Source organism: Acaryochloris sp. CCMEE 5410 (genome assembly GCF_000238775.2).
GTDB lineage: Bacteria > Cyanobacteriota > Cyanobacteriia > Thermosynechococcales > Thermosynechococcaceae > Acaryochloris.
Window position 1 is genome coordinate 2,677,136 of record NZ_AFEJ02000001.1, and the last position, 14,260, is coordinate 2,691,395.

10 protein-coding genes and 1 pseudogene are annotated in these 14,260 nt (G+C 47.9%); 5 read left to right on the top strand and 6 right to left on the bottom strand.

Annotation, left to right across the window (positions count from 1 at the left end):
* Window positions 1-127 precede the first annotated feature (127 nt).
* The 3 genes from ON05_RS12245 to ON05_RS12255 all read left to right on the top strand — a co-directional run bounded on the left by ON05_RS12245 (window position 128) and on the right by ON05_RS12255 (window position 4,121).
* A complete protein-coding gene (locus ON05_RS12245; RefSeq protein ID WP_010471988.1) occupies window positions 128-871 on the top strand; it encodes a DUF561 domain-containing protein in 744 nt (247 codons plus the stop codon).
* Between the two features lie 124 nt (window positions 872-995).
* Window positions 996-3,530 carry a mannose-1-phosphate guanyltransferase gene (locus ON05_RS12250; RefSeq protein WP_029315118.1) on the top strand — a complete coding sequence of 845 codons (2,535 nt, stop codon included), beginning with the start codon at window positions 996-998 and terminating at the stop codon, window positions 3,528-3,530.
* 147 nt (window positions 3,531-3,677) lie between these two features.
* The gene (locus ON05_RS12255) at window positions 3,678-4,121 is read left to right on the top strand and encodes a single-stranded DNA-binding protein (RefSeq protein ID WP_010471984.1); all 444 of its coding nucleotides are present in this window, start codon (window positions 3,678-3,680) and stop codon (window positions 4,119-4,121) included.
* Between the two features lie 5 nt (window positions 4,122-4,126).
* On the opposite strand, the gene purD is transcribed toward ON05_RS12255, so the two are convergent.
* The 3 genes from purD to ON05_RS12270 form a co-directional block, all read right to left on the bottom strand.
* Window positions 4,127-5,410 carry a phosphoribosylamine--glycine ligase gene (gene purD / locus ON05_RS12260; protein ID WP_010471983.1) on the bottom strand — a complete coding sequence of 428 codons (1,284 nt, stop codon included), beginning with the start codon at window positions 5,408-5,410 and terminating at the stop codon, window positions 4,127-4,129.
* Between the two features lie 70 nt (window positions 5,411-5,480).
* Window positions 5,481-6,212, bottom strand: a complete 732-nt coding sequence (locus ON05_RS12265; RefSeq protein WP_010471981.1) for a class I SAM-dependent methyltransferase — start codon at window positions 6,210-6,212, stop codon at window positions 5,481-5,483.
* A gap of 44 nt (window positions 6,213-6,256) precedes the next feature.
* Complete coding sequence (locus ON05_RS12270; RefSeq protein ID WP_010471979.1) at window positions 6,257-6,436, bottom strand: hypothetical protein; 180 nt, start codon at window positions 6,434-6,436, stop codon at window positions 6,257-6,259.
* A gap of 233 nt (window positions 6,437-6,669) precedes the next feature.
* On the opposite strand from ON05_RS12270, the gene ON05_RS12275 reads away from it, so the two are divergent.
* Window positions 6,670-7,161 carry a hypothetical protein gene (locus ON05_RS12275; protein WP_010471977.1) on the top strand — a complete coding sequence of 164 codons (492 nt, stop codon included), beginning with the start codon at window positions 6,670-6,672 and terminating at the stop codon, window positions 7,159-7,161.
* A 61-nt stretch (window positions 7,162-7,222) separates the two neighbouring features.
* On the opposite strand, the gene ON05_RS12280 is transcribed toward ON05_RS12275, so the two are convergent.
* On the bottom strand, window positions 7,223-8,101 hold the full coding sequence (locus ON05_RS12280) for a phosphate/phosphite/phosphonate ABC transporter substrate-binding protein (protein WP_236618907.1): 879 nt from the start codon (window positions 8,099-8,101) through the stop codon (window positions 7,223-7,225).
* A gap of 317 nt (window positions 8,102-8,418) precedes the next feature.
* On the opposite strand from ON05_RS12280, the pseudogene ON05_RS38520 reads away from it, so the two are divergent.
* A pseudogene (locus ON05_RS38520) lies at window positions 8,419-9,339 on the top strand (DUF3365 domain-containing protein).
* 78 nt (window positions 9,340-9,417) lie between these two features.
* Here ON05_RS38520 and ON05_RS12295 read toward each other — a convergent pair.
* Together ON05_RS12295 and ON05_RS12300 are read right to left on the bottom strand one after the other, a co-directional pair.
* Window positions 9,418-12,114, bottom strand: a complete 2,697-nt coding sequence (locus ON05_RS12295; protein WP_010471972.1) for an FHA domain-containing protein — start codon at window positions 12,112-12,114, stop codon at window positions 9,418-9,420.
* Window positions 12,115-12,278: 164 nt separating this feature from the next.
* Window positions 12,279-13,610 carry a serine/threonine-protein kinase gene (locus ON05_RS12300; RefSeq protein WP_010471969.1) on the bottom strand — a complete coding sequence of 444 codons (1,332 nt, stop codon included), beginning with the start codon at window positions 13,608-13,610 and terminating at the stop codon, window positions 12,279-12,281.
* Window positions 13,611-14,260: the final 650 nt, after the last annotated feature.

The following is a 14,260-nucleotide window of genomic DNA, read 5'->3' on the forward strand; positions in this document are numbered from 1 at the left end:
ATACAGATAGTCAGGGGCGAAGTAGTATGGTAAAGCGCTGCAAACGTTGCAATGTAAAGGCATGTAAACGTTTGAACGTGTTTAAAACTTTGCGTAACCATCTCCCTAGAACTGGTAGGAAATAATGATGCATCCTCACTTGCAATCAGCTGTCGCTCAACGCCGGGCCATCAAAATCATCAGTGGCTTAAACAACTTCGATATCGCCCATGTCACTGCCGTGGTTAAAGCTGCTGAACAAGGTGGAGCCACCTTTGTCGATATTGCTGCTGATGCTGATCTAATCCGCACGGTTCGACAATCCATTCAGTTACCGATTTGCGTATCTGCCGTAGAGCCTGAAAAGTTTGTTGAGGCCGTCGCTGCTGGTGCAGATTTAATCGAGATTGGTAACTTTGATAGCTTTTATGCCCAAGGACGTCAATTCAGCGCCAAGGACGTCTTAAAAATGACCCAGCAAACCAGAGCATTATTGCCCACCATTGCTTTATCCGTAACCGTCCCCCATATTTTGGAGTTGGATCAACAGGTTCAGCTGGCTCAAGACTTGGTCAAAGCAGGAGCCACCCTGATCCAAACAGAAGGGGGCACCAGTAGTGATCCGAGCCATTCAGGCACGTTAGGATTGATGGAAAAAGCAGCCCCCACCTTAGCGGCGGCCTATGAGATTTCCCGTTCCGTTGATATTCCCGTTCTCTGTGCGTCTGGTTTATCCAACGTCACAGCGCCCCTGGCCATCGCTGCAGGGGCCTCGGGAATTGGAGTTGGATCAGCCGTCAATCGACTCAATGATCCGCTAGCGATGGTCGCAGCCGTCAGAAGCCTCGTAGAGTCCCTACCCCAATCCGTTCATCGGCCTGCGGTTGGATAATTGGCCATTACCACCTAATGGACCGTCAGCAACTGGTGGAAAAAGGGTGACTGCACAGTCTCAGAGAATAACTTAAATACCCTGCATCAGCAGGGTATTGGGCGTAGTTTATGGAGCAGAAATTATGAGAGCCGTACTCATGGCCGGTGGCGAAGGGACTCGGTTACGACCGCTAACCTGCGATCTACCCAAGCCGATGGTACCTATTCTCAATCGGCCCATTGCCGAGCACATTGTTAATCTGCTCAAGCACCATCAGATCTACGAAATTATTGCAACGCTCTATTACCTTCCCGATGTCATGCGAGACTACTTTCGCGATGGATCGGACTTTGGCGTCCAGATGACCTATGGCATCGAAGAAGAGCAGGCATTAGGGACTGCTGGCTGTGTCAAGAATATTTCCGCCCTACTCACGGATACATTCTTGGTGATTAGTGGCGATTGCATCACAGATTTCGATTTAACGGCCGCCATTGAATTTCATCGGCAAAACGGATCAAAGGCCACCCTAGTACTGGCTCGTGTTCCCGATCCTATGGAATTTGGGGTCGTGATTACAGACAAATCCCATCGAATTCGTCGCTTTTTAGAGAAGCCTTCCACCAGCGAGGTCTTTTCTGACACCGTTAATACAGGTATCTACATTCTAGAACCAGAGGTTCTAGACTACCTACCCAGCGATCAACAAACCGACTTTTCCAAGGATCTGTTTCCCCTCCTCCTGGAAAAAGGGGAACCCATGTTTGGCTATGTCGCTGAGGGATATTGGTGTGATGTCGGCAGTTTGGACTCCTACCGAGAAGCCCAATATGATGCCCTACAAGGGAACGTCAGGATTGAATTCGCCTACCAAGAAATGAATCCCGGACTCTGGATGGGGCAAAATGTCCATATTGATCCAGAGGCCAAGCTCCATCCCCCCATCCTGATTGGTGACAACTGTCGGATTGGGCCACGAGCCAATATCGAAGCCGGTACCGTGATTGGCGATAACGTCACCATTGGTAATGATGCAGACCTAAAACGACCGATTATCTGGAATGGGGTCCTGATTGGGGAAGAAGCCCATCTTCGCGCCTGTGGCATCGCCCGTGGGGCGCGAGTCGATCGTCGCGCTCATGTCTTAGAAGGCGCGGTGGTGGGAGCCCTGTCAACAGTGGGTGAAGAAGCCCAAGTTAGCCCAGGGGTGCGTGTCTGGCCCAGTAAACATATTGAACCCGGTGCCGCCCTCAATATCAATTTAATTTGGGGCAGTACTGCTCCCCGGAATCTCTTTGGCCAGCGGGGCGTCGCAGGTTTAGCCAATGTTGACATTACGCCAGAATTTGCCGTTAAGCTAGGCGCAGCCTATGCTTCAACCCTAAAACCCGGATCTCAAGTTACCATTTCTCGTGACCAACGCAGCATTTCGCGGATGGTGTCCCGCTCCTTAATCTCTGGCATCATGTCCGTGGGCATCGATGTTCAGAATTTAGAAGCCACTGCATTACCGATTGCTCGCTGCGTGCCTCGTAATGCCCTCGTGGTCGGCGGAGTTCACGTACGGATTCACCCCGAGCGATCTGACTTTATCCTGATTGAATTTTTTGATGAGCAGGGTATTAATATTTCCAAGGCCAAGGAAAAGAAAATAGAAGGAGCCTACTTCAAAGAAGATTTTCGGCGAGCTCCCATTGGCGAAATTGGCGGCATTACCTATCCCGGCGTTTTATTAGATGATTACGCCCAGATTTTCGAAAAATGGCTGAATACCGCCGTGGTCCGAGAAGGGGACTTCAAGGTCGTTATCGACTATGTCTATGCTGTATCGGGTGCAGTCTTACCGCGGTTACTCAGCAAATTTGGCTGTGACGCCGTCGTACTCAATGCCAGTTTGCGCAGCAAAGGTCCCACCCCGGAACAGCGGGAAGAGTTACTCACCCAGCTCGGCCCTGTGGTGGAAGCCTTAAAGGCTAACTTTGGCGTCCAGGTAGCAGCCAATGGTGAGCAGCTCCTCCTGGTAGATGAAACCGGAAGCGCCATACAAGGAGAGCAGTTAACTGCCTTGATGGTAGAGATTATTTTAACTGCCAATCCTAGGGGCACCGTTGTCGTCCCCGTGCATACCTCCAGTGCCGTCGAGCAAATTGCCCGCCGTCATGATGCCAACGTCATTCGCACTAAGGTCAACCCCACCGCTTTGATGGAAACCTGCTGGACAAACCCCAACGTGGTGTTGGGAGGTAGTGCAGATACGGGATTTATCTTTCCCCAGCTGCATCCCGGATTCGATGCCATGTTTTCCATTGCCAAGCTGATTGAAATGCTCACCCTACAGCAGAAATCCCTTGGACAACTCAAGGCCGGTTTGCCTCGCATTTTTCATCGAACACAAACCGTACGATGCCCTTGGAATCGGAAAGGGGCACTGATGCGCTACTTAGTCGAGACCCATCCGGCTGAGACCTTAGAACTGATCGATGGCGTTAAGGTCAAAGACCTGGCATCAGATAATTGGACGTTAATTCTCCCCGATGCCAGCGAACCGTTAGTGCATATTTTTGCCAATGGGGGCGACCGCGAATGGGTGGACGCAACTTTACGGGAGTATCGTCAGCGCATTCAAGAATTTACAGAACGGGATCCGGATTTAGAAAACAATCTTGAGGAAAGCTGATCCCTTTCTGCATTCTTGGTAGACTGCCTGAGTCTGCAAGATGTCGATCAACGTCACGCCCCTGAGAGCCCATTTGAACTCAGCTTGCGACCCTGCTCGTAGAGGGCTGCAAGCTCCCCCCGATAGAAGATTTGAAGGACTAAAAACATGAATACTTGTGTCTTAATGGCAGAGATTACCAAAGCCCCTCAACTGCGATACACCCAGGATGGACAAACCGCCATCTCCGAAATGTGGGTGCAGTTTCCTGCCCTGCGGTCTGGCGATCCCATGTCTACTATCAAAGTAACGGGCTGGGGAAATTTAGCCCAACAAATTCAAGAACAATTTCAAGAAGGCGATCAGGTCATTATTGAAGGTCGCCTCGGCATGAATACCATCGACCGTCCCGAAGGCTTTAAAGAAAAGCAAGCTGAGTTAACGGCGTCACGAATTCACACCACTGATATGTCCATCAGCGCGGGTGCTGCCCCCGCGGCCGCACCCGCTCGTCCTGCCGCTCCAGCAGCGGCAGCACCTGCAGCCATTCCTGCACCGCCTGCGCCAGCTCAAGCAGAAGCAGAACCCAATTACGATGACATTCCTTTCTAGTCGGCTTAATCCAAGTTGATGTTAATGGTGCGCTGACCAATATCGTGACGGTAATAGCAGCCCTCAAATTGAATGGACGGTATCGCCTGATAAACCGCTTTTAGCGCTTCTTCAAAGGTGCTCCCTTGTCCAGTCACCGCTAAGACCCTGCCGCCACTGGTGACAATGGCTTGGTCTTTAAGCTGGGTACCAGCATGAAAGACGGTGACGTTCTGGGCTTCGGCGTTGGCCAGACCAGCAATCGGGAAGCCCTTTTGGTAGCTACCGGGATACCCCCCAGAGGCCAATACGACACAGGCTGAAAAGCCTGACTGCCATTGGATATCAATTTCAGCCAGTTTTTGTTGGGTACAGGCCATCAAGAGCTGATCTAACGGGGTGGCTAGAAGACTTAATACTGCTTGGGTCTCTGGATCACCAAACCGACAGTTAAATTCGATGACTTTGGGTTCACCGGTAGGAGTGATAATCAGCCCTGCATACACCACACCGCGATAGTCAATACCTTTCTGCTGCAGTGCCGTTAGAGTGGGCTGAAGAATGTCTGCTTCTACACGCTGCATTAATTTAGGCGTCACCCAGGGAACCGGCGCATAGGCTCCCATGCCACCGGTATTTGGCCCCGTGTCTCCTTCGCCAATGGGCTTATGGTCTTGAGCTGGAATCAACGGTTTAATGGTTTTGCCATCCGTCAAAGCTAAAACTGAAACTTCTTGTCCTGTTAGATATTCCTCAATTAAAACGGTCTGTCCCGCTTCGCCAAATTTACCGGAGAAGGCCTCATTCACCGCATTCAATGCTTCATCTAGGGTGAGGGCAACGGTCACCCCTTTGCCTGCGGCCAGACCATCCGCCTTAATCACAATCGGAGCACCCTCCGACTGAATATAAACCTGAGCCGTATCCGCATCAGTAAAGGTTTGGGCTTTTGCCGTAGGGATTCCAGCCTCAGTCATGAGGGTTTTGGCCCAAGTTTTGCTGGCTTCGAGTTGGGCTCCGGCTTGGGTGGGGCCAAATACAGGGATGTTAAACGGCTGCAAAGCATCGGTAATTCCTGAGGCAAGGGGCGCTTCTGGCCCCACGACGACTAGGGCAATATCGTGGGATTGGGCAAATTGACCAATAGCAGCAAAATCTTGCTCAGAAATATCAATATTTTGACAGCTCGTTAGGGTATCAGTACCGCCGTTTCCTGGTAAACAATACACTTGCTGCACCGTTTGCGATCGCAACAAGGACCACGCCAATGCATGCTCGCGACCACCACTGCCAATCACTAAAATATTCACGACTAACGTCTACCCAACAGAGAACATCCTATAGTCTGGGTGACGCTAGTGGCATTGGTCAACAGCCTAATTAAAACTTGACTTTGAACAGGTGAAATAACTCCTGGCTCTCAGCTTTAAGCACCTTTCCCCCTGCCGTTTTGATCACACTTTTCCAGGTCTCTAGGGGTTCAGGAAACACTTCTGCCCCTAAGTAGGTTTCCAGGATGGACCAGTTATCGGCTAATTCGCTATCAGGATCAATGACATCAAAGACGACAACACTCCCAGGTTTAAGCACACGCTTAATTTCAGACAGCACCGTTTGCCAGTAGTCCTGGGGAAAATAGCAGCTAAACCCGGTGGCTATGACGCCATCAAACTGGTTGTCTTCATACTTCAGATGATGCGCCGGGCCGCGCTCTACTCCCTTGAACAATTTGGAATTTAACTGCGGTCCCCGACTATTGACGGCTTCCTGAGCGACTTTACTCAGCTCTTGACCGTAGAAATAGGCTTCCCACTCAAACCAGGGATAGACCAAAAAGCTCAGCCCACAGCCAATATCCAGCCAATGCTGTTTTTTCTTGGGTTTTTGGAACTGCCAAAATTCAGAAGCAATTCTGGCTTGCAGACGCCCCGCATTCCAGTCTTGAAACACAGGCATTGCTTCTACTTCAGGCGGTAGCTCAAAGGCTCCCTGCTCATATTCACGGTTAAACCGTTGGGTCACCGATTGGATCTGCTCATGCCACTGATCATCAGGATTGGCTAACTGAGGCAAACTCGTGTACAAATTCGTTTGCTGTTGTTTTTTAGCCATAGTGGGACTCGGAATGTAGGGTAAGCGTCTGATCGATGGAGAGATTAGCCTTTGAGAGCTTTAACGAAATTCTGGCGATAGGACTTATTCGCTAACATCACGGGCCAAAGCAGGGTAAGAACCAGACGGTTCGAGGTGAAATTCGTCTGTCTAAATCCAGCCCAAAAGCGCCAACCGCCCCCCGTATAGATGACGACTAACAGTAGCCAGACAAAAAAGGGCATAAACGATGTCCTCCTGATCGAACGTTTCGACGATGATAATGCCTCAATTTTAGTTCACAGATCCGGCAATTGTTTGTATCTGCACAGTTCTGTAATGCCACGTTGGTTTACCCTGGAGCCACTAATGGAAATGACTGATTGAGATTTCGTTCTGGTCCTATTCCTATCCCAGCAATTCAGGCGGTGTCGGCACCAGAATGTCATCATAGAAATGACCGTCGAAGGAATCAACCATGTCCCAGTCTGCTCATGAGCCAGATGCGGTATCTGTCGAGACTGAAGTCATTACGGATGACGACTATCAACAGTCCTTAGAACAGCAAAAGCATTTGGCCGAACAAGATCGAAAAGCAAGAGAACAAGCCCGACAGATTTTGCAGCGCTATGACCAGGGCTTTACACCGAATTTAATTCAAGATATTCGTTTGTCTGCCTTTGATTCGTTGACAGCCAGTCGAGCCATTATGCAGCTGTTACGGCTAAGTTTGGCCGAGGATGAGTACGGTGCCGTGGGGGAGCCTCGGATGACCTATACAAGGGGACGCAATGTTGCGATCGCACAGCAATGCGGCCAGATTCTCTATCAGCTGGGCGGCTTGAAATTAATGGACCACGTCTTGACCCGTCTCATTCCACCCTTCGACCAAGATAATTTAAATCAGGCTTGGCAAGGGATTGGGACCAGCGCCTCTCACTATTTTGACGCTAGACATCACCTGCCCTAACATTACGTCTCAGACATACTATTGCCCTGGCATAGAGACTCTAAAAACGATCAGAATACATCTAAGGGGCAGGAACTTCTGCTGCTTCATACAAGGGGGCTGGCTTTTCTCTAATCCGTTGAGCAATGGGTTGAACCCGCTTAACCACCTTGATCAAGTATTCATAATCAGGTGGCTGAGCATTCGAGATATAGCCGATGGATCGTTTCGTTCGAGGAGAGGCGGACTCCAAAGCCTCCAGTAACTGTTCTTTCAACGCATCATCAACATCAGGGCCAATTAAAACAGAACCCGAAGGCACCAGATGGGAATCGCGATAGAGAATGCGGAATTGAGTCCCTTTAAACTCAGAGCGAAACCGCTCCAATTCTGCCAAAGAGAGCGCCCCAGCAATCACTTCGCCCCCATCAACCCACTTCAGTACTTCTTTGGGTGTAGCCCCAAACTTAATTTCTGCAAGCGTCAAACCATACAGATTGAATACTGGAAAGTAGTAACCAGCAGCCGATCCTTTTTGTCCTAATGCAACGACTTGATTCCCCAGATCTTTAATGGCCGTTGAGGGGTCGTCTTCTCGAACCACAATGACAGACTGCTCTTGATCCCCCCCCTCACGAGGTAACACGGGTACATACTGGGCCTGAGAAATAGCAATCGCAGCCAATCCAGGTGGCGCAAAGACTAGGTCCCAATTTTGTCGCTCAATCTGATCTATGGCTTGAATTTCGTTGAGAGCAGGTTCTAGCTCAATGAGGCTTTTTAATTCAGCTCCTAAATGCTCTTTCAAGTCAGCATATTGCTCTAACGAACGAGAACCTTCACCATAACTAACAACACCAATCACTAATTTCTTTAAGGGTTTATTCTCAGTGCCATTACAGGCGACCAACAACCACAAAATAGGTACTAAGAAAACCCAGAAAAAACGGCGAGAATGCATCTTCAAGATCATAAAAAAACTTCATCTAACTTATCTATGATTGATCTTGTCGCGGTTCGTCTAGCTAAGCTAAGCTTGGAATTAGCTATAAGCTAGCAAAATCAATTGTTTCAAAGTATCACAATGTCAAAAATCACATCAGATAATATCCCAGCATAGAACAAGTTCCGTAGAGACATCAATATTAAATTGAAAGCTGCAATAATTCTCTGCTTGAAAATAATCATTGTGACTTTACATGACTTAAAACTTTGGTAATAAACCACTCAAATTTGCAAAATAATACTTATCTAAACAATAGCTAAGGAATCCTGCCAATGTTCCAAAATCTAAAATTGGGCGTCAAGCTAAATCTCATTTTGCTTTCGGTTTTCTTAATTATTGTTTTGATTAATGGTTTACTTTTATCCAATGTTTTGCAAAAGAATGCGGAGCAAGAAGTCAAGGACAAAGCATTAGTCCTGATTGAGACCATGACGTCTGTTCGGGAATATACCAGTAAACAAGTGAACCAAGGAACCATCCAAAAGCTCTCCCCTGAACTAGAGATAGATGGTCAGTTCATCAAAACAAGCGTCCCTGGCTATTCGGCTCGAGAAGTCTTTACTAACCTGCAAAAACGGGATCAGTACAGTGATTTCTTTTATAAAGAAGCAACCTTAAACCCCACCTATATCCGCGACAAAGCCGATAGATTTGAGACGGAAATCGTTGAGAGATTCCGTAGTCAGCCGGATTTGCAAGAGCAGGTCGGTTTTCGCAAAATTTCAGCCGGAGACTTGTTTTATATTGCCCGACCCTTACAGATTAAAAGTGAGAGTTGTTTAGTCTGCCACAGTACCCCCGATCGAGCCCCTGCGAGCCAAATTTAAACCTATGGAGATACCGGCGGTTTTGGTTGGGAACTCAATGAGATTGTTGGTGCTCAAATGATTTCCGTGCCGGCCAGTAAGGTATTTGCAGAAGCTCGACGATTGCAACTGATCGTGATTGGCATTCTAGCCGCTGGATTTATCGTTGCGGCCGTTATTCTCAACCTATTCTTGAAATTCTCAATTATTACGCCCTTAACCAAAATGTCTAAGTGGTCCAGAGATGTCAGTACAGGGGCATCAGATACCGACTTTGAGCATAAGCCCAATGATGAAATTGGGGTACTCGCAGCTTCCGTAAACCGCTTAAAGGTCAGCTTGGAAATGGCCATGAATATGCTAAAGCAGAACCCTGAAAATCCTTAAGTCATCCCTTTTGGCATAGCAGGTAACTAACGGTAAGTTTGATTGATAGCATAGTCAGTCAACCGATCTTCACTGAATCTAGAAAAAGTCTTTCGCTTTCTGGACCGCAAGGGTGAGAGCAAAAATAGCAAAGATAAAGATGCCAAAGATCCCTAAATGTTGATTGACATTGACTTTGAACGTATTGCTAAATTGCTCATTAATGCCATTGATCAAGCCTTCAGCGGCACTAATGGCTCCATTACGTTTTAGGCTCCACTCCGTTAGGTCTTCTCGATACTTTTTAAAATCTTTATTGAATTTATCTAAGGCCTCTGGAGACTGAGCATCAGCCCCTGTGGGTTGTTTAGGCTGTTCGGGCTCCGGTTGATCAACAATCGGGTCATATTCTTGCTCGATGCCGGGAAACTCGCATTTTTTAAAAACGCTCTCTCCCATGCAATCACAGCTTTTTTTCCGATCCGCTTCGATTTCATCATATTCTTTGACCTTGCCGGAGGTCACATCTTGCCAGCAAGGATCCTCTGCTACATCAATACCGGCTTCCGACAGCGTGGAGAGGGCTTCAAACGGCCACTTCGTCAGGGATAACTGGTTGAGCACCTTTCCTGGCGGACCAAACGTCTCAATAGGCAAAACACCACCCCCAAAGATAATTTGAGGAATCAGAAAAACCAACACCAGAATAGGAGCCACACTCTGATTGGGAGCCGCCGCCGATCCTAAAAGGCCCAGCAGCATCCCCGCAATCACCGACAGGGTAATGGTTAGATACATTCCCAGGAGAATACCGGGTTCACTCGGTAAGTCCTTGACCGCAATGATTTTAAACAGCAAGAAAACACCGCCCTGGTAGAGAGCTAGCAAAACACTTACCCATACCTTGGAAAAGACATAGGGCGCAATCTGTAAGCCAATAATTCTTTCTCGACGATAAATATCGACTTCTTTGACAATTTCGCGCATCGTCGGTAGCGCACCCACCATCACAGCAAACAGAATAGTGGTAAATAGCATGGTTAACGCCAAACTAGCATCACCATCTTTCGTACTAAATAGGGGCTGACTCCAGGTCACCAGATCTAGCATTCCTAAGATTGGTGCAACGGCCAGCATCAGCAAAAGGCTAACGCGATCGCGCATTAGAATCGCAATATTCCGCTTCGATAAAATGAGAAATTGCTTCCAACTCGAAATAGTTTTGACCTGAGCGCCTGGCAATTGCTGCTTCAGGCGTTTCGCCCCTCGTTGAGTTCCTGATGCCCCTAAGGATTGTTGGCGTTGCGCCACATATTTTTGATATAGGGGCGATTGCTGATACCGCTGTTGCCATTCCTGCGGGGATAATTCATGTTCAACCTTGCTGTAAATTTGGTTGAACTTTTCTACGCCAAAGTAGCCAGGCGCTTCTTTCGGCGGACCATAGTAGGCTAAATAGCCGCCTCGGGCCATAAACACCACCTGATCACACATCGTCACATTGTCGGTGGCATGGGTGATCAGCAAAATGGTGCGGCCTTGATCCGCTAGCTCCCGCAATAGCTGCATCAGTTCAGCTTCGGTACCCGGATCGAGACCTGACGTGGCTTCGTCTAAATAAAATAGACTAGGCTTAGTCAGGAGTTCCACCCCAATGGACACCCGCTTAATTTGGCCTCCACTGAGAGACTTGATGGGGACAGAGCGCCGATGTTCCAGTCCTAAGTCTTTAAGGACTTCACTCACCCGCATTTTCCGTTCTGCCCGAGTTGTATCATTGGGCATGCGCAATTGAGCCGCAAAGTCCAATGCTTGTTCAACGGTTAACTCCATATGGACAATGTCCCGCTGGGGAACATAGCCAATTTGATTGCGATAGGCATTGAAATTACGGTATAAATCCGTGCCATTAACCAGCACATTGCCACTCGTCGCCGGCCGGAACCCATTTAAAGCATCTAGCAGGGTTGATTTACCTCCACCACTGACCCCAGCAATTACCACAAATTCCCGTGCCTGAATCGATAAGGAGATATCTTGGAGCAGGTTGAGGTCCTTATTGATTTGCTTATTTAGACCAATGGCATCAATCCGCAGATTACCCTCTTCATTGCTATGGAGTAGGGTCTCATTTAGATTAAAGACCAGATTAGTCGGACCCACGCGAATCGAATCCCCTACGCGAAGAGGGTGATGGCCAACAATTTGCTTACCATTTAGAAAGGTACCATTGGTGGAGTTGAGGTCGAGAACAATATAAGATCCGTCTTGCTTTTTGATTTGGGCATGGAACCGGGAGACCGACGGATGGTTGATCTCCATGTCGTTGAGGGGATCACGACCTAAGGTGAAGGTATCACGCCCTTTTAGGTCTAAATGTCGAGATTGCGTGGGAGGAGATCCCACGCCAGCTTCAGGCACACCTGAAATCGTCGTTTTCTGTGCTGAGACAGGGACAGGAGCCTGGGCAGGAATCGGAGCAGGTGCTGCGATCGCAAGAATGATTTCATAGTTGCCAATCCGAACTTGATCACCCGGCACCAGGGATCGAGGGGTATGAGGAGCTAGCTGAATACCATTAACGTAGGTACCATCAGAGCTATTAAGATCCGTGACGACATAAGCATTGCCAGAATATTTAAATTGGGCGTGATGCCTTGAAACTGACAAATCATCACTTAAAACAAGCTGATTATCTGGAGAGCGACCTAAATTGACTTCAGTTTGCGTCAGCGGAAATTCTCTAACGAGAGCTTGGTCTTTGCGGATATCAAGTTTGGTAGCAGGATTAGGCATTGTCAGAGTCGAGACAGCATAAATGAAATGGGCTGGCAATGGGTCAATTGTGGGCGAGGGGACTGGGACTACGCATCAGGTTCCCTTTCGATCACATTCGAACATTGATCAATATTAATCCCATTAAAGTTCGAATCCTTCAAGATGGATTTATTCCGCAACACTCAGGAGCGTAATCTTTGCCGAAATTCGGTCGCTTGCTCTGCAACTGGAATTTGCTGCGACAGCAATTTGACTAGCTCTTGTTCAGTCACACCAGGATACTGGGTCAAGGTGCGCTGATAAACAATCGCTGAGATGGGGCCAATAAACTCTGCCAAAATATTCTGGCACTTTTGTCCAAATTCTGGCCGAATAACCGGTTGTGAACTCGGAACAATGGGTACTGTTGCTGACTCTGGTGCAGATGATACTGGACCTGTGGAAGAAGGCGTAGGAGGTGGCTCAATAGGCTGGCTTGTCGGCTGAGCAAAGGAAGCAGGGCCAGCTGGCTGACTCGTAGACTGCCCACTAGCAGGAATACTTGAGCCAGATGAATTAGGCTGAACAGAATTGACCGCCTGAGTGGGTTCCATCCCCATCGTTGAGTTTAAAACGGAAGCAGGAATCGATTGGCCGCTACTTTCCAACACAACAAGCTGCTGCAGGACAACCTCAGCATTTGCGGGACGCTGACTCGCCACTGGCGCCATTAACCAATCTAAAAGATTGGCAAATCGTGGGGAAATGTTGATAGCTGTCGAGCGCCACTCAAACTTATCCGTACTCCCATCATAAAATTGACTGAGTTCTTTACCCGTCACCAAATAGACAAAGGTTCGACCTAGCGCAAAAAAGTCAGACTGGGGAACCGCCTGCCCATGAATTTGCTCGCGGGGGGTATAAAAAGAGGAGACCACCCGGGTTCCCCCTTGTTGAGTATTGGTCACATTCGTCACGGATCGAGCTGTACCAAAGTCAACCAAACAGATGTTGCCATTGGCTTTCAGCATAATATTAGAGGGCTTAATGTCCCGATGCAGCACCTGCTGTTGATGGACAACCTGAAGAATTTTTAGGACTTGTTTCAGCCATTGGACCGCCAGTTTTTCATCAATGGGATGTCCCCGTTGTCGTAAATAATCTTGTAAGTCCAACCCCACGATTTTTTCCATAACCAGGCAATGGAGGGGCTCTTTCCAATTGCGAGGATAAAATGTGAAGTAAGAGTTGGGCTCAACTTTAGGAATACCAGGATGATTGAGTTGGCTTAGTAAATTAGCCTCACGCTGAAACAACTCGACATGCTTGGGATAATTGTCAGTCAGTATTTTGAGGATCTTAGGGCTACTCTCTAAATCACTCACTTCATAGGTTTTGCCAAATCCGCCTTGACCTCGTAGACTAATGACTCGATAACGTCCTTCTAGCAACAGTTCTGAACCACAACTCGCACAGAACAGATGGTCATCTGAGCTTTGTGGATCGGCACAACTAGGATTGATGCAGAGACTCATGCGAGGGTAATTAACCGAATGGGAGTAAAACAGCAGCGGTCAGACTGAAGGATTTCAGTCATGATTTGCGACGGTGTCAGGATAGTATTTTGCCCAGTCGTAGGCAGTAGGACTTTAGGGTGAGGCCCATGCTATGTAGGTTCAGTGCCTTCATCTATAGAGGTATAACACCAAGGTAAACCCCTGAGGAATCACGTTTAGAAGACAGGTTGCCTCATCAACGATTTCTTTACCCCCTATAGAAATATCAACAGATTTCAAGATCTTTATGCAAGGTCAAGAAAACATACTTGAAGGTTACCCACATTCACAACATTTACTTGCGGCGAATGGGGTCGGAACGAAAATATGACACCGCAACTTTCTAGTTTTAGTTTATGAGGCCAAGGACGCCACGAAAATGATCTCCGTCATCCCTACATCTTTCTTATGATCAATAGTGGCTTGTGATCTAGCGCAAGATTATATCGTGTCAGGATTCTACTGATATCTTATGGGTCTTGAGTCTGGAACTAGCGTCTTTCAGTCACGCAACACCCTGACCGAAAACACTTTAAAGTGCTTATGCAGAGAAAACTAGCTTTCTAGAATATTTAGTAAGCGAATAGTTATAGTTTCTTATCCTTGCTTCAAACAATCTAGATCAGACA

Excerpts from the sequence above, each read along its gene's own strand:
- ON05_RS12245 (WP_010471988.1), top strand. The coding sequence starts at position 128 with ATGCATCCTCACTTGCAATCAGCTGTCGCTCAACGCCGGGCCATCAAA.
- ON05_RS12250 (WP_029315118.1), top strand. The coding sequence starts at position 996 with ATGAGAGCCGTACTCATGGCCGGTGGCGAAGGGACTCGGTTACGACCG.
- ON05_RS12255 (WP_010471984.1), top strand. The coding sequence starts at position 3,678 with ATGAATACTTGTGTCTTAATGGCAGAGATTACCAAAGCCCCTCAACTG.
- ON05_RS12265 (WP_010471981.1), bottom strand. The coding sequence starts at position 6,212 with ATGGCTAAAAAACAACAGCAAACGAATTTGTACACGAGTTTGCCTCAG.
- ON05_RS12270 (WP_010471979.1), bottom strand. The coding sequence starts at position 6,436 with ATGCCCTTTTTTGTCTGGCTACTGTTAGTCGTCATCTATACGGGGGGC.
- ON05_RS12275 (WP_010471977.1), top strand. The coding sequence starts at position 6,670 with ATGTCCCAGTCTGCTCATGAGCCAGATGCGGTATCTGTCGAGACTGAA.
- ON05_RS12280 (WP_236618907.1), bottom strand. The coding sequence starts at position 8,101 with ATGCATTCTCGCCGTTTTTTCTGGGTTTTCTTAGTACCTATTTTGTGG.
- ON05_RS12295 (WP_010471972.1), bottom strand. The coding sequence starts at position 12,114 with ATGCCTAATCCTGCTACCAAACTTGATATCCGCAAAGACCAAGCTCTC.
- ON05_RS12300 (WP_010471969.1), bottom strand. The coding sequence starts at position 13,610 with ATGAGTCTCTGCATCAATCCTAGTTGTGCCGATCCACAAAGCTCAGAT.